18 protein-coding genes are annotated in these 20884 nt (G+C 35.7%); 5 read left to right on the top strand and 13 right to left on the bottom strand.

Translation table 11 applies throughout. The features are described from left to right. The 9 genes from ACODSB_RS03435 to ACODSB_RS03395 all read right to left on the bottom strand — a co-directional run. A partial coding sequence (locus ACODSB_RS03435; RefSeq protein ID WP_488936023.1) for a transposase occupies window positions 1–519 on the bottom strand: 519 nt, incomplete at its 3' end. Window positions 520–1271: 752 nt separating this feature from the next. Next, a complete protein-coding gene (locus ACODSB_RS03430; RefSeq protein WP_488936022.1) occupies window positions 1272–2813 on the bottom strand; it encodes a hypothetical protein in 1542 nt (513 codons plus the stop codon). Window positions 2814–3242: 429 nt separating this feature from the next. Next, on the bottom strand, window positions 3243–3980 hold the full coding sequence (locus ACODSB_RS03425; RefSeq protein WP_488936021.1) for a hypothetical protein: 738 nt from the start codon (window positions 3978–3980) through the stop codon (window positions 3243–3245). Between the two features lie 360 nt (window positions 3981–4340). Then, a complete protein-coding gene (locus ACODSB_RS03420; RefSeq protein ID WP_488936020.1) occupies window positions 4341–7706 on the bottom strand; it encodes a CheR family methyltransferase in 3366 nt (1121 codons plus the stop codon). 69 nt (window positions 7707–7775) lie between these two features. Beyond that, entirely contained in the window at window positions 7776–8231 is a 456-nt protein-coding gene (locus ACODSB_RS03415) for a response regulator (RefSeq protein WP_488936019.1), read from the bottom strand. A 352-nt stretch (window positions 8232–8583) separates the two neighbouring features. Continuing rightward, on the bottom strand, window positions 8584–9501 hold the full coding sequence (locus tag ACODSB_RS03410; RefSeq protein WP_488936018.1) for a hypothetical protein: 918 nt from the start codon (window positions 9499–9501) through the stop codon (window positions 8584–8586). A 22-nt stretch (window positions 9502–9523) separates the two neighbouring features. Beyond that, window positions 9524–10396, bottom strand: coding sequence for a helix-turn-helix domain-containing protein (locus tag ACODSB_RS03405; protein WP_488936017.1), 873 nt, complete (start codon window positions 10394–10396; stop codon window positions 9524–9526). Window positions 10397–10500: 104 nt separating this feature from the next. Then, a complete protein-coding gene (locus ACODSB_RS03400; protein ID WP_488936016.1) occupies window positions 10501–11409 on the bottom strand; it encodes an alpha/beta fold hydrolase in 909 nt (302 codons plus the stop codon). Between the two features lie 334 nt (window positions 11410–11743). Further along, on the bottom strand, window positions 11744–12847 hold the full coding sequence (locus tag ACODSB_RS03395) for a Gfo/Idh/MocA family protein (RefSeq protein ID WP_488936015.1): 1104 nt from the start codon (window positions 12845–12847) through the stop codon (window positions 11744–11746). Between the two features lie 92 nt (window positions 12848–12939). On the opposite strand from ACODSB_RS03395, the gene ACODSB_RS03390 reads away from it, so the two are divergent. Continuing rightward, window positions 12940–13320, top strand: coding sequence for a winged helix-turn-helix transcriptional regulator (locus tag ACODSB_RS03390; protein ID WP_281866024.1), 381 nt, complete (start codon window positions 12940–12942; stop codon window positions 13318–13320). Window positions 13321–13499: 179 nt separating this feature from the next. On the opposite strand, the gene ACODSB_RS03385 is transcribed toward ACODSB_RS03390, so the two are convergent. Both ACODSB_RS03385 and ACODSB_RS03380 read right to left on the bottom strand, forming a co-directional pair. Next, the gene (locus tag ACODSB_RS03385; RefSeq protein WP_483096365.1) at window positions 13500–13820 is read right to left on the bottom strand and encodes a nuclear transport factor 2 family protein; all 321 of its coding nucleotides are present in this window, start codon (window positions 13818–13820) and stop codon (window positions 13500–13502) included. Window positions 13821–13933: 113 nt separating this feature from the next. Beyond that, a complete protein-coding gene (locus ACODSB_RS03380) occupies window positions 13934–14728 on the bottom strand; it encodes an SDR family oxidoreductase (RefSeq protein WP_488936014.1) in 795 nt (264 codons plus the stop codon). A 123-nt stretch (window positions 14729–14851) separates the two neighbouring features. Between ACODSB_RS03380 and ACODSB_RS03375 the strand changes: the two genes are divergently transcribed. Beyond that, window positions 14852–15226, top strand: coding sequence for a winged helix-turn-helix transcriptional regulator (locus ACODSB_RS03375; RefSeq protein WP_057116291.1), 375 nt, complete (start codon window positions 14852–14854; stop codon window positions 15224–15226). Between the two features lie 536 nt (window positions 15227–15762). Next, window positions 15763–16893 carry a condensation domain-containing protein gene (locus ACODSB_RS03370; protein WP_488936013.1) on the top strand — a complete coding sequence of 377 codons (1131 nt, stop codon included), beginning with the start codon at window positions 15763–15765 and terminating at the stop codon, window positions 16891–16893. A gap of 487 nt (window positions 16894–17380) precedes the next feature. Here the strand turns inward: ACODSB_RS03370 and ACODSB_RS03365 are convergent, their stop codons facing one another. Then, entirely contained in the window at window positions 17381–18355 is a 975-nt protein-coding gene (locus tag ACODSB_RS03365) for an NAD(P)H-quinone oxidoreductase (protein ID WP_488936012.1), read from the bottom strand. Window positions 18356–18366: 11 nt separating this feature from the next. After that, entirely contained in the window at window positions 18367–18924 is a 558-nt protein-coding gene (locus ACODSB_RS03360; protein ID WP_488936011.1) for a hypothetical protein, read from the bottom strand. Window positions 18925–19053: 129 nt separating this feature from the next. Between ACODSB_RS03360 and ACODSB_RS03355 the strand changes: the two genes are divergently transcribed. Both ACODSB_RS03355 and ACODSB_RS03350 read left to right on the top strand, forming a co-directional pair. Continuing rightward, window positions 19054–19944, top strand: a complete 891-nt coding sequence (locus ACODSB_RS03355; RefSeq protein WP_488936010.1) for a LysR family transcriptional regulator — start codon at window positions 19054–19056, stop codon at window positions 19942–19944. A 696-nt stretch (window positions 19945–20640) separates the two neighbouring features. Continuing rightward, window positions 20641–20820, top strand: coding sequence for an SH3 domain-containing protein (locus ACODSB_RS03350; protein WP_488936009.1), 180 nt, complete (start codon window positions 20641–20643; stop codon window positions 20818–20820). Window positions 20821–20884: the final 64 nt, after the last annotated feature.

The raw sequence follows: 20884 nt of genomic DNA, 5'->3' as shown, positions 1-20884 counted from the left end.
ATAATTTTCGGGTTTCTGATTCCTTGCGGATTTACATTGCAGATGCGACAGAACCAAAAATATTGATATTATATTTTCTTTTAGTAAAGCGATCTGCTTTTGTTTTTTTGAAACACCATTATGTTTCCATTTTATATAGCTTCCGTTATCTATCTCTAATACGCTGCACATTTGGGCTACCGAGTACTTCTTTTCGTTATTTTTTATAAAAGGATATAATACTAATTTTCCTTGGTATAGATAGGGAGATGCGTTTTTTAAAATCTCAAATCTAAGTTCTGATTCTTTAGATTTTTTTTCAAGTTCATAGGTAAATCTGTTGTCAGGATGTACTCTTACATTACCTGATCCAGGAAAACTTCCCGATCCAAATTCATGATACTCCTTACGCCAATGAGTAAGTAAACAGGTCGATATTCCGAGTTCATCTGCAAATTCTTTAAGACTGCTTTTTTCATAACTTAGCTTTACTGCATTTTCTTTGAAAACCCGGTCGTATTTTTTTCGATTTACTGCCATAAGATGATTCTTTGCGTTGTTTTTAACTACTTGAAAGACAAATTGGTATTTTGTTTTAAGAATATTCACAAAGAAACTTCGGAGAGTTTTTAGTCGCTAATCTGTTCAAACTTAAATACACCAGGTTTTATTTGACATAATTTTTAGTTGTTCAAAATACTTTGTGCAACAATTCTACGACAAAACTTAGACAGGTGAAATATATTAAAAGGTACTTTAACTTTTTGTGGCAAAATTCAAGGCAGCTCCAAAAATGATTTGCCACGATTCTGCCGTGAAACTTGGAAGTGGAGGTATAAAAGGATCAATTCCAAGCATCCTGATTAAGACAGCTTTCGTCGGTTTCCTCGTTCAGGGCTACAAGATTAATATCGCAAAGGAAAAGAAGTATTTCCATTATTTTAGTCTGGTATGCTTTCTCAGCAGAAAAATTTTCATATGAAAATGGTGTGTCGCTTCCTAATGGGAACATGTGGAAACATAACTCTTCAAAGGGCACATTCCGGTTAGGATTTAATGAAAGATAACCATATATCTTAGCAGGCAGATGAAAGGAACTCAAGGTCATAATTCGTTTTTTACTTTATATACGAAATTTTAGTTGAGTTAGTTTTTTAATGTTCCTTTATACAGCTGTGATGTCAGGGCTGAGGGTTCTGGCACATGTGACAGAATCCTTTTTTCGTTAATTAGTAGGACCACAGCAAATTAGGGGCTGGATTGGGCAGTTTAGGCAATAAGATATACTTTTTTTAATTATCGCAGAACGAACCAATTTGTTTTAAATGCCTTTCGGTCTGGTATTTATTAAAATTGTCCCATTTTGGAGGGATACTTGTTTTTTGTCCGTACATAGCATCCAGACAAGTGTTGTTGTCCTTGTATTTGTCATGTAAAACAGCTAAAATTTTAAAGAAAAATTCATCCAGCATGATGATGGATTCAAATTCTGATTTTAGTTTGCTGTAATTAGAATCTGAAGGATTTAATAGCTGCAGTAAATTTAAAAGTTCTTTCTTTTCTTCTTCATTGATTTCAGTGGCATAACCCATTTTTAAGGTTTTAAAGACCAGGTTATTCCAGACTTTGCTGTCATGTCCCCATTGCACATCAGGCAGGTTTAGGGAATGTTCGCAAATTAGAATAATAGAAAAAAGAACATCATTTAAATACGCCGCCGGGAATTCGTCAAAGCTTCTGAATTCGAAACCGCTCTGGTACATTTTTTCCTGATTAAAATCAAGCCCCACTTCCGAAAGCATTTCATATTCCATGTCGGCTTCAATCTGATCACGCCACCAGATGTTTTCTTCTTTTGCAAATTTCAGCAGTTTTCTAAAATTGTCGACCTTATAGGTCAGAATTTTACCTTTTGGCATTGATTTGTTATAAGTCCCAACACCTATGTAACGGGACATGGCATTTCGCATTGAACCCAAAGTGAATTTTTTGTCTAAACTGTACTTATCACTGATCACGCCCATAATATCAGGGCTTCCTAGAGTAGATATGAAAAAAGGCTCAAACCACTGTAATAGGTAGATGGCATTAGCATGTGTTTTTTCAAAATGATTGTAATCCACAATTCTGCTGTCTTCTGTTAATGACGGTAATGTGATATGAAAATGGTAGGTTCCGTTATTGAACAAAACCAGGTTTTCCTGATTGGTCATAAACATATTAAGGCCGTTGTTGTAATCCGGAAAATTTAATTTCCCGTTTAACACAGACGATTCGTTGATTTTATCCAAAAACAGTTTTTTGGTCGCTTTCAATTCTTTGCAGGAATCAATAATTGTTCTGTTTTCAAAATATTTGGTTACAAATTCAATGGAATCACCATCAAAATGCACAGATCCCATCGTTTTGTTTCTTTGGGTAATCATACTCTGAATGTTGTATGGCTGATCTTCAAGGAAAAGTTCCATGATCGATTTACCCAGATATTCCGGGTTTTCAATTGGTTCTGCGATCGTCTCACCGGCTTGCGTATCGATTATTTTTTTTACTGGCGATAATGTCTTGTGCTGATAATTGATATCGAGCTTTTCCAACGAATGACTGTTCATCATTCGGCTTACTTTATAGTTTTCAGTCAGGTTAAAAGCTTTTTTCAGCATAGGAGCCAGGCTTTCGGGTTTATAGCATTTTCTGTAATCAATACTATATTTCTCAAAGCCAATTTTTTCTTGTATAAATTCACCAGAAACTATTAGGGGTTCTTCAAACTGCATGTAGGTTTCGTTTTCCAATCCTATTCCCCAATAATATTTTTTTGTCTGATTGTCTTTCATTTATACTTATTTTCTTTTTTAAGGTTAATTATAATTTTTAAAGCATTATTTCATCTGAAGATACATATCCGGCCTGTTACCATTAGAGACAGGAAACCTATAACGGATTAAGCACGTTGCTGCCTCCATTATAAAAGTTTTCGTTTACTTTTAAAAATATAGGAATTTGTATTTTAGAAATTTTGCACTTTTTATCGAAGGAAAGAGCAAATAAGGAGTAAAATTTTGTAATAGGGTTACAAAATTACCAGTGTTATTAATCGATTTTGTATCAATAATTTAAGTAAGGTAACGGCTCAATCAAAACTTTTGCTGTTCTTGTTTTTTCTAAGTTGCAAAAGTAGTTTTTTATTATCGTATTTCCAAGTAGTTAACTCGTTGGTAATCAATATTTTTTTTGAATGTTTAACGATACGGGGAATTGCGTTTTTATTCGTGATAATAAAAAACATAAGAGGAATACAAATCATCATTCCACCAGTCTTTTCTCACTTCTGAAAAGTAATTGTAATTCAGTTTTCCTGCCTGCGACTGCAGCGGATATACGATAACGCCATTTTCGCGGTACGCTTTATGCAGCTCTGTTTCAGGAACTACAGGAACAATGTGTCCGGAGAGACCTTTTTCTCTTCTCTTGGCGCAGATTATTCCAATTCCGCCATGGGCATTTACCTTCTGCTGGATTTCTTCAGCTGTAAATATTCTTTCCCATCCAAAATTTGCTCCCCATTCTAAAAACCACTCATGTATGGCACTGGAATAGATGCGGTCTACGGTTTGTTTAAATACAGCTTCTACATCTTCTCCCTGTATAATTTTTTCAAGGGATTCGGGAGTCCACCAAACGGTTGGAAGATATACTTTAGCGAAATAGCAATAATCATAAGAGTATACATTGCAATAGGTGTCTTCTACAGTTCTTTGATATCTAAGACTTTTTTCAACGTCCAGTTTATCAATTATTCGGGCAATACTTTCTTTTTTACTCACGGCATCTGTCAGGTTCCTGAAGGGAATTGTAGAATCCATTAGCGGTTTCTCTTTCATTTCCATAGAATCCAGCCGCGATTGCAGGTCTGGTAACAAATTGGCTTTCTTAATCTGAATATTCGATAGTGTATGATCATCTAAAGGTAACGGTGCTGCTGTTACAGTATATTTTTCCATCTTGACTGCTTAAAATTATTGACCTGACGCTGCTAAATGGATTAATTATACAGCGTAATTTGGTTAGCCAGCGGGTAAATGTAAGGATTTTAAGTTGTTAAAAAGTTTTAGGATAAGACAAATTTCAGAAAATTGTATGATTACTTTAATTGTTTTTTGGTCCTTTAAATACAAAAAAAGTATACCATTTAGTATGCCTTAGCTTTTGAAACTATGAGTACATTGCTAACGACAATTGTGGACAAAGATAAGGGTGCATTTTTGCACCCATAATTATTTTTTATAAAATCTCTTTTTTGAGAGGTAAATGATATTTTAAATTTGTCTTAACTTTTTGAGGCAGCAAAGGTATCAAGTCCGCTATACAGGAAGTATAATATGAAATGCGGCTCCTACATTTTCTTTTGCTTTTGAAAAAATTAATCCTTTATGATTTTCCACAATTTTCTTACCAATCGAGAGCCCAATACCGGTACCGGTATAAACTTCATTACTATGCAGCCTTTGAAAGATGGTAAAAATTTTATTTTCATACAGTTTATCGAAACCAATACCATTATCCTTAATTACTATTTCGTAATATTCTAAACTTTGATTCAGCACAGGATATTTTTTAATTTGTGTTTTCGAAATTTTGCGTGAACGGATATCTATTTTAGAAACTGAACCGTCATTTTTACAAAACTTAAGTGCATTACTAATCAGATTGTAAAAAAGCTGGTTCATTTGCAGGGAAACAGCATTAATAACGGGTAATTTCCCTAGTTTTATCTGGACATTATGCTCTTCTATCATTAATTCAAAATCAACGAGAATATTTTTGACAATTACATTTAGGTCAGTTGCTGCAAATTGACTGTCAATATTATTAAGATATGAATAGGCAAGCAAATCGCGAATAAGGGTATTCATTCTGGTGGAGGATTTACTTATTTTCTCCAATAACAGCATTGCCTCCTTTGAAATATTTTCATCCATTTCCAGTAATCTGCTGATAAACATCAGGATTTTGCGCAATGGTTCTTGTAAATCATGACTTGCCACATAAGCATATTCCTGTAACTGAACATTTGCATGATAAAGGTCTTTGATCGTGTTTTCCAGCTCGGTGTTAGAGCTTAATAAATCCGAGGTACGTTCCTGAACATTGGCTTCAAAACCGTCAGAAAGAACTTTTAATCTATTTTCAATAATCCTTCTTTCAGTAATATCTTCAATAGCCAGTAAAATTAATTGTTCCTTACTGGTTTCATTAGTAACCTGTCTGGCATTAAGCAGCATAATACTGTCCCCATAAGGCAAAAGGTTCACCGATATCTGGTAATCCTCCAGCTGTGTCTTTTCGGGAAGTACTTTTTCAAGCATGGCCCGCATCGGAATATTGTCAAAAAGGTGATTTTGTATTTCGTAAATTAGCTTTCCTGTGGCTTCTTCTTTGTCAATATTATATTTTTTTGAGAACGCCCTGTTGATATTTTTTATCCTTAAATTGGTATCAAGCACAACAATAGGTTCCCGAAGGGTAGCTACAATAGCTTCGGTATAATTTTTTGAAATATTAATTTGCTGCTGTTTGTTTAAAAGCTCCTGATTAATTTGCAAAAGTTCTTCGTTGCTGGATTGTAATTCTTCTTTTGAGGTTTCAAGTTCCTCATTTAGGCTTTGTAACTCTTCGCTTCCGCTGAGTAATTCCTCATTGGCGCTCTGCAGTTCCTCACTATAGGCTTCCTGTTCTTCGCTTATGGCATTTACATCATCGTGTATTCTGGCTAGTTCTTTCTCTAGTTGTGCAACTCTCTGCAAATTAGGACGCTCACGAATTTCTTCTTCAGAAAATTCCCCTGAAGGCAGATCTTCCCTTATGATAAAGCTTTTATAAAACAAGACTAAAAAATAAGGTTCAGTGGTATCTTCCAAAAGCTGAATTTCAATGGTAATTTCGCTGATTGTTCCCTTATTTTTAAGCTGAATACCTTCTTTTTTTATAAGAGCACCCGTTTCTTTGGCTTTATGAAAGGTATTTCGAAGTTCAAAAACCAGTCCATCGCGCGCCATTTTAAGTAAATTAAAAGTAGGCTTTCCTGTCGAGAGTTCTATAAAGTCGGTTATAGAGCCATTAATATGAACAATGTCCATTTGGTCATTTACTATTACGCTTGCCGGGGTATATCTTGAGAGCAATATAGCTTCGGCACTTTTTCTGAAATCTTCCTTGATAAGTTCCTTTCTCATAACGGCAGTTTTTGAATTTTTTAATTTATCATTGCTTCCCGTAATGGAATGTACAAATCTGCCTGAAACCTGTTTTCTTGTATAAATTTTTGCGGCTTTGTCAAATGGCTGGAAAAGCTCCGCGGCAGGAACAGCTGTTTCTGATTTTCCTAAAAGCAAAAATCCATTTTCTTTTAAAGCGTAATGAAAAGTTGCAAGTGATTTTTTCTGCAAAACAGAATCCATATAGATAAATACATTCCTACAGGTAATGAGATCCATTTTTGCAAAAGGAGGATCGGTCAAAAAATTATGAACGGCAAAAATGCACAGATCCCTAATTTGTCTTTTAATTTTATAACCATTTGTATTGGATGTAAAATATTTGGTCAGAATGGTTTCAGATATATTTCGCATTTGAGATTTTCTGTAAAACCCGATTCTGGCTTTGGCAATAGCCACTTCTGAGATATCGGATGCAAAAATCTGAATTTCTTTTCCCTCAAGGTTTTCGCCTAAATATTCATGAAGCGCAATAGCAATCGTATAGGCTTCTTCGCCGGTAGAACAGCCTGCAATCCAGATTCGTATTGAATTTCCTTCAGTTACTCTTCCAGTCAGTAAGGGAAAAACTTTTTCTCTCATGATCTGAAATATTTTAGTGTCCCTAAAAAATTCTGTAACCGGTATCAATAAGTCATTGAACAAATCCTCAGGGGCCAGTTTATTGCCCTGAAGTACTTTTAAATAATCCCTTAAAGTCAAAATTTTGTTCAAAGCCATTCTTCTTGCAATGCGTCGGCGTATAGTGGTTTGTTTATAATAGGTAAAATCTACTCCGCTGTGATGGCGTAGAATTTTGATAATTTCCTGAAATACATCTTCATTGTTCGGATCATTTTCGTTGCTCAATAAATCTCTGCTTTTTGAAAGGTCAATTAATTTCTGTACAATTTGTCCTGGTGATAACACATAATCGACAACCCCGGCATTTATTGCATTTTGCGGCATTTCGTTGTTTGAAGCTTCAGTATTTTGCGCAAAAGTAATACCGCCATGTTTTTTGATCGCTTTAAGTCCCAGTGTACCATCCGATCCATTTCCGGAAAGCAAGACGCCATAAGCCAAATCAAGGTGCACCTGGGCCAGCGAATTAAAAAAAACATCTATCGCCTGATTTTTTGTGTCTTTCTGGCGTGCACTTAACTTTAGGACCCCATCAAAAGAGGTAAGCATTTTATTCTCTGGAATGACATAAATATTGTTGGGGGCCAAATGAATATCGTCTGTGATTTCATTTATAGGAATTTTGGCCACACGCGAAAGTAGTTCAGTCAGCATGCTCTCATGCAGCGGATGCAAATGCTGTACAATAACATAGGCCATTTCAGAATCATAAGGAATTGCCTCAATAAACTGTCTAAAAGCTTCCAAACCACCTGCAGAAGCGCCAATACCAATGATGGGGAAATCTTGTCGGGTGGGCTTTGGCAAATTATTTTTCTGGGTATGCATGATTTTAATTTTTAAATAGTAAGTAACATGCATCGATGCATAATCTAAAAGGGTACCATCCTTTGAATGCTAAATTGTAAGCATAAAAGATTCAATTTTAGCATCTTGGAAGTTTTTTTTCCAGTCAGTTTCAATCACTTTTACGATTATTTTTTTTAAATCGCCAAAGGAAATCGGTTTTACAATGTACAAATTGGCTCCCAGTCCAAAAGTATTTCTCACCTCATCGATTGTTGTAGAAGTGGAATAAATGGCAATTATTGGAATATTTTTAAATCTGTCGTCTTCCCTGATTTTCTGTAAGGTTTCCAAACCAGATAATATGGGCATGTTAAGATCCAAAAAAATGATATCTGGGATATCAGTATTTTTATCCCCTAGGCGTGCGAGAAGCTCCGGACCATTTTTACAAAATACAACCGGAGAATTAAGATGAAGATCCGCTATAGCCTGAGCAAAAAATTCCCTGTCATCTTCATCATCATCAGTACATAAAATTCTTACATTCTCTTTAGTTTTCATCATTTGAAGCATTTATACCAAATGTAGTCTTTATTAAAGCGGCAGGGATAAATACAATTGGTTTACTTATGATTTATTACAAGAGTATCCTTTTATTTAGTTGTTATATTGAAAATAATCGCAGTATCATTGATAATTCTACTTATATATAGCTGATTTTAATATTTAATGATACGATTAATTTGATAAGTTTTATACTACTTTTTGTATTTGACATACCTTGATTTAGCTGGTGTTTCATTTTTCTAAATGCATCTGTGCCATGATTCTGCCACACATTAAATCGTCATTATTTATGAGTTTAAGTAAAAAACATTTTTAAAATCTTATTTCGTTTGAATTTTAAGGCCTTAATTTATGTATAAAAAATCTGTAATTGATTTTGCCTTTTTTTCACACGTTTATTCTTGCTTGGTTCATATAGGACTTCCTGAATTCCATTTTTTAGAACTATCACTTTATAAGGCTGATTCATTTTCTCTGTCAGATGATAAATCGTTAATGCTTCGGCCAAATCTTCATACCAAGAAGCTGTACTGTAGAGCGAAACAAAAGGTGTTTTTTGAATTGCTTTATAAACCTCTGGGGCATATGAAATTGCTATTGGTTTACCACTTGTAAAGAGTACAGTCTCCAGTAATGGATTGATTACGTTCTCCGAAGGCTCATTGTATTTATCCCAAACATTTTGTATAAAGGCTTTTGATCCTTCCCAAACATCTTTTTCATTCAGATGAGGAGTTAGATTTAGAACGCCATCCAGGACATGTGTAGCTTCATGAAGTAAAACGTAGATAATGGCATCCAGATTACCAGCTTCGATCGCAACCTGATATTGACTGTCTGTTGATTTTTCATAGCAGCTGTTTTCTTTCCAGGTTGTCCACTCAGAAATAGTCTGGTTAAGAATTTCAGCACGGAAAGTTATATTATACATTTTTACCGAATCAGATGTTTCGACAGGTGATGTAAGGGCAGTATTGGGCATATTATCCATAAAACTGATACTGTGCAGATGCTTTTTTAGAATTTTTTGATGTAATGGAGGCAGTATAGCAAAGGCATTGTTTAACTTCTCTCTTTCAATATCGGTTAATTTATGTTCAACAGGATCCATGCCTGCATTGCGAAATTTTTTAAAAACACTTTCCGGCGCAGGCCCAGTGCGTTCAGCCAATGCGCTAATATTCGAATTTTTAACTTGCTGTGCATTAATACACATTGCAGTTAAGAAGAAGCATAGAAAAGTATACACAAAATTTTTACTTGTCATTATTTTATTTTTTTCTGATTTTTTAAAGACTTTCTTCTGAAGCCTGAATGCTGAGGTATTTATTCTTAAAGCCAAATGGGGTTTCACTTGTTTTTATGAAAAAAAGACGGCTAAAATATGCTGGGTCTTCATACCCAAGGTCATATGCGATTTCTTTCGCACTTTTAGCAGTATGAACTAAAAGTCTTTTTGCTTCTAATATAATTCGGTTTTTGATAATTTCATTGGGTTGCGGCAGGTTCATCCGCTTAAATTTATGGGTCAGAGTCTTGGGTGCTATAGCAAGTATATCGGCATAGTCTGCTACACTATGTTTTTGTTTATAGTTTGCTTCAACCAATTGGGTGAAACGCCTGAAACATTCGAGATCATTGTGGTATTGCCCCAATACACCGTCTAGGTGCTGCAGTTTCCAGAGTCGGGTTGACTTAATGAAGATTTGTTTCAGATAAGTACGGATCATTTCTTCTTGAGAGGAATCTTTCAAAATAAATTCATCCTGCATCTGAACAAATAAATAATCGATAAATGCGGACTCGGTCTGAGGTACAGTCGTCATAGGCATATTATGAATATTATTGAACAGCAGTCCATCGCAGGCAACTTCTTCGTCATGAATTTGAATGCAGTAAAAATCACTGTTGTAAAATATAAAGAAGCCTTCTTGCTTACCGGTCTCTTCGATGCTCAGAACCTGATTGGGACTTATAAAAAAAAGAGAACTGCCTGAAGTATTGTATACTTTAAAATCTACCTTGATCTTAAAGTCTGCAGAAAGGTACAGTACTTTAATATATTCTTTGTAAGCTTCAGAATTGATCATTTCGAGGCTGTCATTATCTACTTTAAGCATACCTATTTTTTTCAGGCTTACATCAAAAACGTGTTCTTTCATTATCAATTCTTTTAAAAGCCGGTCTTTAAAAGACCGGCGATGATACTTATATTAGCTTCTAATCTTTATTTTTTACAAAGCATTTAATGAACTGCGACTATAAATTATTTTTTTGCAAACTTTTCAAGTTCTGTATTGAATTTTTCCATTTCCTCAATAAATAGTGCGTGTCCGCTGTTTTCAAACTTTACAATGTAGGAGTTTTTCAGACCTTTGTGCAATTGTTCTGCGAATACAAAATCACATAGCTTATCTTTAATTCCATGAAATATTGCTACAGGCACATTAATTTTTGATAAGACTGGACGTAAATCAAGATCACGTAATGCTATTATAGACTGCGTTGTTGCGTAAGGAGATGCATCAGAATTGATACTCGCGAGCCATTGAGACATAGTTGGTGAGATTGCATTTTCAGACGCCCCAAAGGCTTTACCAAAATCTTCAATCAACTGCTGTCTGTTTGTTCTTGTTGTATGTATTAATCCTGCAGCAGCTTCGTCAGTAGCACCATATGGAAAACCTTCACGTTGTTTCCACGAAGGTGCGGCAGCGGCAAAAAGTGCCAGTTTGCCTACATGTGCTCCATTGTATTTTGCCATATAATGTATGACAACTGCACCGCCCATAGAAAAACCACCCAGAATGGCATTGTTTATTTTAAGCTTATCTAATACGACTTTGATGTCATCTGAGAAAACATCAAAATCATATTTACCATAGGGTCTGTCAGATTTACCAAATCCTCTCATTGATATTCCGATTACCCTGAAACCTTTTTGAACAAAATATTGATATTGATATTCATACATTGCATCATTTAACGGCCATCCGTGTATTAATACAATAGGCTGTCCCTCCCCAAGGTCGGTTACATGAAGTTTTACATTTGGTTCAACTTCAATAAATTCTAATCTTCCGGCTGATGCAGGAACTCGTTTTGATTGAGCGGATACTGTGTTGCTAAAAGTAAAGATACATAAAAGGCTTAATGTTGAAATAAGTGTTTTCATTTTGTTTATTTTTAATTAGTTACTATTATTAATTATTTACAGTACAAAGATGGGGCAAACAGTAAGGCTTGAAAATGGATATTTGGAAGAGTGCATTGTACATTTTTCCCTATATCAAAAAAAGTCTCATTATGACAAAAACAACTCCTATTAAATTTGTAACTTTTAATAAATCAATGAAGTAAAATTTTAATATATAACCCCTTTATAAGCAAGTACCGAAGTACGATCCGTATAGGGAAATAAAAGTACTTATCGGATTAAAATCCCAGACATTCAAAAAAACACTTACAGCTTAAGAGTTAGATTGTTAATAAATATTTTTTGTAGTAAATTAAGATTTAACCTTATTACCATAACTTTTTGAGGACTGCTCGATATCATTGAGTAGATGTGCTAGTACAACTGCGTCGTCAAAAGTAGGTGCTGTTTTGGTTTTATTTCTTATATCAGCAGCTACTCTTTTGTAAATCTCCGCTACATTTCTAATTACCGGATTATCAGGCAGACCCTCGTGCATTTCATTTGGAATCGGCAGGGTTCGTAATTCTGTGTTTCCTCCTTGGGCTCCCCGAATTGTCAACGGGACAAACTGACCATGTCCAAGCGGCCCTGTTACCTGTATATCTCCTAGTGTTCCATTAATCTCCCACAAAAGGTTAGTGCCACTTGAAACGCCGCCGCGGTAATGAATAGAAATTGCAGCTCCACTTTTCAATTGGCCTATTACCATAATCTGGTCTTCAGAGGTCTTAGGTTTTATTTCACCAATATCAGTAATTTTTACTGTTGTGTAATTGTTTATCATTTTTGCTGTCAAAGTATCAAAACCGCCCAAAACTTTAGTTAAACCGGCCAATGTGTGCCCCAAGGGAATGGTCAGCATTGTAGCGCCGTTTGTTTTATCGTATAGATAATAGTTAGCCGAAATTGCTTCATCTGACCAAGGACCTCCCGAGCCTAGCAGTATAGTGGATAAAACCTTCCCTACATAGCCGTCTTTAATAAGGTGCACCAGATAAATCAATTCCGGTGATACAACCATTTGCGTCCCTACTGCTGCAACTACATTTTTCCGTGCCGCAATAGCTGCCAACTGCTTCGTTTCAGTAAGTCCGTTACCCAAGGGGTGTTCGCAGTACACATGTTTGCCTGCTTCAAGTGCAGCCTTTACAAGATCATAATGGTAAGGGACTTTTACAGTAATAACAACCAGCTCTATTTCGGCTGATGCAATTAAGGCATCTGGGTTTTCATAAGCGATTGGTATTTCTAGTACATCCGCAGCTTTTAAAGCGCTTTCATGAGTAGAATTGGCTACTCCGATAACCTCAAAGGTATCAGATAGATACCTTAATGCAGGAAGGTGTGACTTTGATGCCCACTGGCTGTCGGGGTTAAGCCCTATTATACCAACTTTTATTTTTTCTGTTTTCATTTATTTCTATTATATTGATTGTAAAATTAACAAGAACACTATAATTTTGTAGTGTACACAACCTATTGTATGTACATACAATTTTGTAAGTAATGACAAATAGAAAAGAAAATACCACAAATAACATCAATCGAAATTTTCTTTCAGATTGTAATCTCACCTACGCCGTACAACTAATGGGCGGAAGGTGGAAACTGCCAATTTTAATACGGTTAAGTAACGGTAAAAAACGTTTTGGGGAGCTTAAAAGGATCATCCCGAACATTACCGAAAGGATGCTGACATTACAGCTTCGCGAGCTGGAACGTGATGGATTGGTAATACGCACCGTGTATCATGAAGTGCCTCCGCGGGTTGAATATGAACTTACTCCTGTGAGCAGTGCTCTGATTCCTATCTGCCTGCAATTGGATGAGTGGGGGGCAAAGCACAAAGATGTTCATTTAGGAATTTCGTCAACACTCATTCCTTAATCATAAACATGCTGCAAAAACATAGGGGTAGGATGAATATAAAATCTACCAGAATCAAGACTCAAAGATTTAGGTTCGAAACTTTATAAAACAATAAGGAAAATTAAAATGGTCAATTATTCACTTGTATGTAATTATCCTAACAGAATAATCATAATTTAAGGTCTGGTTCCGTAACTTTAATTAATTTTCAACGATTCTATATGCTTTCCTTTAAACGTTAAAGTATAGGTAAGAATCACGGGACTCCCTGGAAAAGTTCCGGATACTTCTGCTTTTAAATTTCCTTTTTCAGCATCTCCTTCAAATTCAAGCGGTTTCATTGCCGTATTGTATTCCTTTGAGCTTTTTTCTATCCAGTTTTTTATTTCTGTTTTGCTGGTATAATTTTTTCCCTCGTCAAATACGATTGCAGTTTCTGAAAAGCAATCGGCAAAAGCCGAACTGTCAAAATTGTTTTGCGCTTTTACTAAGTCTTGTATTACTTCTGGTAAGTTCATAATGTATCTATTTTATGGTTACTAATGCTTATTTATTTTATTTACTTATTTACTATTATTTTATTGGACATATAGACCTCTTCTTTCAAGGTAACTATTACCTATATTAAAAATCAAATCGTTGGAATTGTTCCGCCATCGATTACATATTCTGTTCCTGTCAGGTAACCTGCTCTGGGTGACACCAAAAATCCAACGAGTTCTGCGACTTCTTCCGGTTTGGCTGGTCTTCCGTAAGGTATACCTCCCAAAGCTGTCATCACGCTTTTTTCAGCCTCTTCTATAGATATATTACTGCTTTCAGAAATACGCTCCATCATGCGTCTTGATGCTTCATTCATAATCCATCCTGGAGAAACGGTCAATACACGTACACCTTTTGGAGATACTTCTTTCGATAATCCTTTACTGTAATTAATAAGTCCGGCTTTTGCGGCAGCATACGGCAGCGTGGAATCATACAAAGGAAGTTTTCCCTGAATAGATGCTATGTGGATGATTACCCCGCTTTTACCTTCAAGCATTTGTGGAAGAACTGCCTTATCCAGACGAACTGGTGCCAGTAAGTTGGCTTGTATTGTTTCTTCCCAATCTGTATTGGTTAATGCAGCAAATCCTCCGCCAGGAGTTTCAGAACCTCCCAGATTGTTTACAAGGATATCTAACTTACCGAATCTCTCCAATACTTCAGAAGCAACTTTAGTAGCAGCTTCCGGTTTGCTTAAATCTGCAGAAATGAAATGCAGCTCTTTATCTGGTGTTTCAGGTTGGTTTCTTGCGCTGATAACTACCGTGGCACCGGCATTTTTTAAACGTTCGGCTATCGCTCTGCCAGCTCCTTTTGCCCCTCCTGTCACAAGCGCAATTTTGCCTGATAACTCGTTTTGATAATCTACTATTTGTTTCATGATAATTTCTTTTGTACAAATTTCAGAAGTATGCAACTTTCTCACAAGTACGGAATTACGATTCATATAGGGATGAATTTTTCCCCTATTGCACAAATCGTAACATACTAGTACTTTTACAATATGTATGAAAGAAAAACAATACCAAACTTAAACTGCGGACTTGACCTGATAGGGGAAGTATTATATGGTAAATGGAAGATACGTTTGCTTTGGTTTATTAACGAAGGCCATAAGAGACCAAGTGAATTGCAGCGTAAAATACCAGATGCTTCACGCAGGGTCCTGAACATCCAGTTGAACGAATTGGAAGAACATGAGCTCGTTGTTAGGAAAATATATCCTGTAGTGCCGCCAAAAGTAGAATACAGTCTCACTAAATTTGGCGAGAGCTTAATTCCAGTTATAGGTGCTTTAGGCCAATGGGGTGATCAGAATCAAGAGAGACTGAAATCTTTGATCATTAAAAAATTTCCCGGAGCAGCCGATACGGAATAAAATTAAGAATCTCTTAATTAATTTTGTTCAGCTAAAATTTATACTCTTTTATTCGTTTTTTCGATTTCCAATTCCTCTACAAATTTCCGTTTCTCTTTTCCTATACTTCTATTAATACATAAATTTTCTGTGCTGTCTATTTGTACAATTATTACATACCACAGCATTTGCAATTCCTCTATCATTATAAATAATTACAAATATCCCGAGCTGGTAGTTTGACAATTCCTAATGCTCTGCACTTTACGTATGATGCCTGATTTTGTCCTCTGTCACACCAAATCTAATTAAGGGAAAAATCTACAATAATAACTGCACTATATCCATTTTTAGAGAATCGGTCTTTACTGAATTTTGCTGCGGAGAATGAAAACGGTCATGTTGATTATTATTAATCACACGAGATATAGAATCATTCTCTAAGAATCAGTAAAAATTAAAAACTATTAGAAATGACAAAACATGAAAACCGCACATTGGGTGCATTTGAAAAAACGTTCTGGCTGTTGGATCAGATTGATTCTAAGGACTTTGCTTTGGCAGCAGAAGTAGAAGGAAGAGAATCGGCTGATGCATGGAGACTGGCCGTTAATCAGGTTCAGAAGAGACATCCCAATCTTTCAGCAAGAATTAGAATGGATGGATTTAAAAGACCTTTTATCGAACATGTTGACTCCTTAGTCATTCCACTGAAGGTCATAGAAATCGATAACGGTTTTAAATGGGAGCAAGCAGTCGAAAAGGAATTAGAAGTACGATTTAATACTGAAGAAGGACCACTTTTTAGAGTGATTGTATTACAAAAACCTGAAGATACTGTATTGATTTTAGCAGCCAATCATACATTGGCCGATGGATCTTCACTTATGTATTTATTCAGGGACTTACTGGAGGCAGTTACAGGCCAGATTCCGCAGGTATTAGCACCGCAAAAATCTAACGATGAAACACTTGGACTTCCTAAGGATATTGCTGTTGAAGATAACGAAACTTCAGAATATGTATTTAAAAAACCTGCTGCTGTTTCTCCTAAAGTTGAAAGTATTAAGTTTTCAAGCGAGCATACATCACAGCTTATAGAAAGATCAAGACTGGAGCAAACAACGGTGCATGGTGCAATTTGCGCTGCTGTGGTTATTGCAGGAAGAAAACTTCGCCAAGAGTGGGATGACAAAAAAATTGAATTAATTTCTCCTATCTGCACACGAAAAGCGCTTCAACTAGATGACAACTGCGGGTTGAATATTACGACTCATCCCGTTTATTTTGAGCCAGAAGAAAAGCAATCTTTCTGGGATATAGCCAGATTGGCAAAATCAGGTCTAAATGGAACAGAAACAAAAGAACATGTAGAGAATTATCTTGGTTTTTTCAGAACGCTGACTTTCAACAGTGCAGATATCCAAAAAATGGTAGATATATTAAAAGAAGCATTCAATCACCAAATAATGGTTACTAATCTGGTAAAGGTGAAATATAAAACTGATTTTGGAAAGCTCAAACTTAAATCTGTATATGGCCCAATGGTTCGTTCAGGAAAGGGCTTGGAGCAGACCATTGGGGCGATTAGTACCAACGGTAATCTTTGTCTCACAAATACCAGCGACACACTTATTGCAGGTTTATTAGAAGAAATGCAGATGCTTATGGCAGAAGCCTGCAAATAGTATTTCAGGTAATCTAAGATGATTTAATTTTTAAGAAGCACCATATGATGCATAGATGTATCGTATGGTGTTATTTTATATACTTTTTTTGAACATACCAGGCAACCAATTTTGATTTGTTTTAAAGGAACCGGACATCGGTAAAAATAATTACGAATTTCATTTATTAAAATTACCAAAAATATAATAGAAGTTTAATCTTTTTGGAAAACTGCTGTATTAGTTTTTTAATTGATTCTTTAGAAGCAGAGCTGCAAATTCGAACCATATTTAGGGATTGGTAGATTTTGCTGTATTTGTAATTTTGGAAATACTAGTGTGCCACAATAATAAAATTGCTTCATTTAAAGCTTTTGTAAAAATAAAAATAACGCCCTTACATTCATTTATTCTGCAGGGCGTGATTCAATTAAAAAAATAATCTCTCGAATTTTAATTTGAGAAAGAAGCGTTTTTAAGTAATTTACTTCAGGGCTTGCAATAATTTTTAGGAATCCCAATGCAGTATAATTTTACCAATATGGCTGCCTTCTTCCATGCATTGATGAGCGCTTATAGGATTCTGGTACGAAAATGTTTTGTAAATAACGGGTTTGAATTTTCCATTTTCGATTAATGGCCAGATGTTTTGAAATACTTCTTTTGTTAATCGTTTTTTGTACTCATAATCTCTTGCGCGTAATGTACTTCCAGAGATTGTGATTCTTTTTACCATTAAATGCCAAATATCAAGTTTTACATCTTTTCCATTCTCCGCATTAATATGAATAAGTCTTCCATCTTCATTTAAGATATTGAGATTTTTTTGAAAATAAGGTCCCGCTATCATATCCAGAATGACATCGACACCTTTGCTTTTTAAAATTTCTTCGAAATTCTCTGTTTTATAATTAATAGAAAGATCAGCTCCTAATGCATCGCAATACTTCGCTTTTTCCTCTGATCCAACTGTAGTAAAAACTTTTGAGCCCAGAGCATGAGCAATTTGAATAGCCGTAATTCCGATACCGCTGCTGCCTCCGTGAACCAATAGAGATTCATGAGGTCTAAGATTTCCTCTCTCAAAAATATTAGACCAAACTGTAAATACCGTTTCAGGCAAACTTGCGGCTTCTACAAAATTTAAACCCTTAGGAATAGGCAGGCACTGACCTTCTTTAACAACAACATATTCAGCATAGCCGCCCCCGGCAAGAAGGGCACAAACATGATCTCCTATTTTCCAGTGCGTCACTTCTGGGCCACATGCTTTAATAATGCCAGATACTTCAAGACCAGGAATTTCATTAGAAGTACTACCTGGAGCAGCATATTTTCCCTGGCGTTGGAGAATATCACTTCTGTTAATACCAGATGCTTTTACCTGAATTAATACTTCATTTTTAGAAGGAATTAAATCAGGAACTTCAGTTAGCTGCAAAACTTCAGCACCTCCAAATTTTGTGATTGTAATAGCTTTCATAATCTAATTTTTTAAAAAGGTAGATTATATTTTCCCAATAGCGCTTTGTTCTCAATACTTTTTGCAAACAGCGGTGTTTCTTCATGGTTATGAGCATCAGAAGCATCCTGTCTTGCTTTTGCAGCTTCGGCTAAAGAAATTCCCTGTTCTTTGATGAAATCTAAAAATTCAGGAGTGGCAGTGGCATGAATGGTATTGGTAAATTTGGATGTTTTATCATCTATTTTATCTGCTTTTAATTCCCAAAGAACCTGAACCTTAGATCTTCCGCCTGCAGTAATAGTATCAGAAATTGAAAGCATTCGGCAATAATCAGCGCGATATTCATCAAAAATATAATGCTGTACCACAAGCGCTGTGCCTACATATTCTACATTGATAGACATAGGAATGCCTTCAAAATTAGAGGTTATTCCGGCAGCAATGTGGTTAACAGAGCAGCGTTGGTATTCAGCATCGGGGAGATTAAGCAGCCAGTCGGCTATATTGATCTTTTCAATAGGAGCATTCATTATTGCTGAAACAATTGATGCTGATAATGCATTTTCGGGTGTTTGTACGATTTCCATCTTTTCTATTTTTTAAATTAACTTATGTCAAAGTTCGATAATGTAAACCAATCGTGAAAATGATATATTTAGATTTAAACGATCGAAATTTTCGATTTAGAATTGTATTTTTACAAAAAATTAGATAAGATGGAACTTCGTCAATTAAAATACTTTGTCCGCGCGGCAGAACTTTTAAATTTTACTCAAGCAGCAGATGAATTGTTTATTACTCAAAGTACATTATCGCATCAAATAAAAGAGTTAGAAACGTCACTAAATGTATTTCTTTTCGATAGAATAGGAAGGCGGGTTAAACTAACGGAATCAGGAGAAATAATGCTGGAATACGCGCGAAAAACGATTCGTCAGGCTGAAGAAGGTAAACAGGTTTTAATAGATTTAAATAATCTGAAAACTGGAAAAATAATTATTGGATCCACGTATGGCCTTGTAAATTTACTGCTCCAATCGGTGATGGAATTTAATGAGGAATTTCCAGACATTCAGATTCAGATTGTATTGGGTTCTACGTCAGATTTAATGCAGAAAATACGTTCGTACGAAATTGATTGTATGCTTTCGTTTATGCCTTCCCCCCAGGATAATCAGTTTGATGCCATACCTCTTTTTTCTGCGAATCTTTCATTGATTCTTCATAAATCGCATCCGTGGAGTAAGCTTAAAAAAATTACATATAAAAAAATAGCAGAATTGCCTTTAGTGCTTCCATCGCAAAGTTACAGCATCCGAAATTTTCTGGACGAAACACTCCTAAAAAATAATATACAATTACAAGCAAAAATAGAGATCAATGATATTCATAGTTTGCTTGAACTGGTTAATACAAAAAAGTGGTGTACTATATTAATGAATACTTCCTTATTTGATTTTTCTGAACTTGTTGCAGTCCCAATTGACAGCAAGGATATTACTCGTAAAGCAACTATTATATTTCCTTCTGGAATTTATCGCAAAGCATCACTTGTACTTTTTCAAAATTTAATTATGAAAAAAATGGTAGTGCTTAATTTAGCTTAAAAAAAACAGATCACTTATAAAGTTTCGAACCTAAACACAGGGACGAGTCTTTGAGCTTTGCCAAACATTCATCTCTTTATACTGATGCAATAAAAACATAGTATACTATGTTTTTAGTGTTGTTTTGACCGGTGAAGAGGGAGATGGTTGGATCAAGCGTTTTTTTATGGACGAGCTTATTGGGAGCAGTCCTTTTTATTAGAGATCTTGTAAAGGCCCAATTGTCTTAATTCAGAAGTATCAGTTAATTACGGAAAACCGTAAGCTTTAGCTAGAAGCTTTCTTTATGTTTGCCTAAAACATAACTACTTAGCGATGACAAAAATACTATTTTATCTCATGCCGTTCTTTTTTATGGCATTTGGTGTTGAAGCGCAGAACGGTAAGCTCGTGGCAAGCTGCTGCGATTCAAAACCAAAAGAGGAGGGAAGATGCACAGGCAGTGCGTACTGCAGCGCGTGTTCCAACTGCAGCAGGTGTGCACATTGTTCCAGCGGTGGAAGCTGCGGGGGTATGCGCTTCGTATACGCAGCCTGTAAGATACGTAGCGCCGCGAAAAGTTTCTAAAAGCAGGTATGCATATTCATCGAAAAGCAGTGCGCCGGCTACTTTTGATTCAGAGGCGTCAGACAGATCCAAATCAAAGAACGTTTCCGCCGGTAAAAAAAAACGGCAGTTGCATACCGTTCTGAAGATATGCTGGGGGTAGATTCTGAAATTCTAAATCTTAGGGAGGGTCCCGGCACGAAATATGAAGTGCTTCACAAGGATGATCTCGTGAAAGTGATTGCCGTTGACGGCGAATGGCTTCAGGTGAAGGTGATCCAGTCGGGCAATTATGGCTTTGTAAACGCTAAGTTCGTATTTAAGGCTTAAAGAAAGGTCAAAACGTTTTGTGCTACAGATGGATGGAAAAGCTTGGCTTTATAAATGCAAACGT

Source organism: Flavobacterium sp. FG68, assembly GCF_057808895.1.
Note: the sequence above shows the minus strand (reverse complement) of the source record. Positions and strands in the feature narration are given on the sequence as shown.

Excerpts from the sequence above, each read along its gene's own strand:
- ACODSB_RS03425 (WP_488936021.1), bottom strand. The coding sequence starts at position 3,980 with ATGGAAAAATATACTGTAACAGCAGCACCGTTACCTTTAGATGATCAT.
- ACODSB_RS03410 (WP_488936018.1), bottom strand. The coding sequence starts at position 9,501 with ATGACAAGTAAAAATTTTGTGTATACTTTTCTATGCTTCTTCTTAACT.
- ACODSB_RS03385 (WP_483096365.1), bottom strand. The coding sequence starts at position 13,820 with ATGAACTTACCAGAAGTAATACAAGACTTAGTAAAAGCGCAAAACAAT.
- ACODSB_RS03405 (WP_488936017.1), bottom strand. The coding sequence starts at position 10,396 with ATGAAAGAACACGTTTTTGATGTAAGCCTGAAAAAAATAGGTATGCTT.
- ACODSB_RS03395 (WP_488936015.1), bottom strand. The coding sequence starts at position 12,847 with ATGAAAACAGAAAAAATAAAAGTTGGTATAATAGGGCTTAACCCCGAC.
- ACODSB_RS03380 (WP_488936014.1), bottom strand. The coding sequence starts at position 14,728 with ATGAAACAAATAGTAGATTATCAAAACGAGTTATCAGGCAAAATTGCG.
- ACODSB_RS03365 (WP_488936012.1), bottom strand. The coding sequence starts at position 18,355 with ATGAAAGCTATTACAATCACAAAATTTGGAGGTGCTGAAGTTTTGCAG.
- ACODSB_RS03350 (WP_488936009.1), top strand. The coding sequence starts at position 20,641 with ATGCTGGGGGTAGATTCTGAAATTCTAAATCTTAGGGAGGGTCCCGGC.
- ACODSB_RS03420 (WP_488936020.1), bottom strand. The coding sequence starts at position 7,706 with ATGCATACCCAGAAAAATAATTTGCCAAAGCCCACCCGACAAGATTTC.
- ACODSB_RS03430 (WP_488936022.1), bottom strand. The coding sequence starts at position 2,813 with ATGAAAGACAATCAGACAAAAAAATATTATTGGGGAATAGGATTGGAA.
- ACODSB_RS03390 (WP_281866024.1), top strand. The coding sequence starts at position 12,940 with ATGACAAATAGAAAAGAAAATACCACAAATAACATCAATCGAAATTTT.
- ACODSB_RS03355 (WP_488936010.1), top strand. The coding sequence starts at position 19,054 with ATGGAACTTCGTCAATTAAAATACTTTGTCCGCGCGGCAGAACTTTTA.
- ACODSB_RS03415 (WP_488936019.1), bottom strand. The coding sequence starts at position 8,231 with ATGATGAAAACTAAAGAGAATGTAAGAATTTTATGTACTGATGATGAT.
- ACODSB_RS03400 (WP_488936016.1), bottom strand. The coding sequence starts at position 11,409 with ATGAAAACACTTATTTCAACATTAAGCCTTTTATGTATCTTTACTTTT.
- ACODSB_RS03375 (WP_057116291.1), top strand. The coding sequence starts at position 14,852 with ATGTATGAAAGAAAAACAATACCAAACTTAAACTGCGGACTTGACCTG.
- ACODSB_RS03360 (WP_488936011.1), bottom strand. The coding sequence starts at position 18,924 with ATGGAAATCGTACAAACACCCGAAAATGCATTATCAGCATCAATTGTT.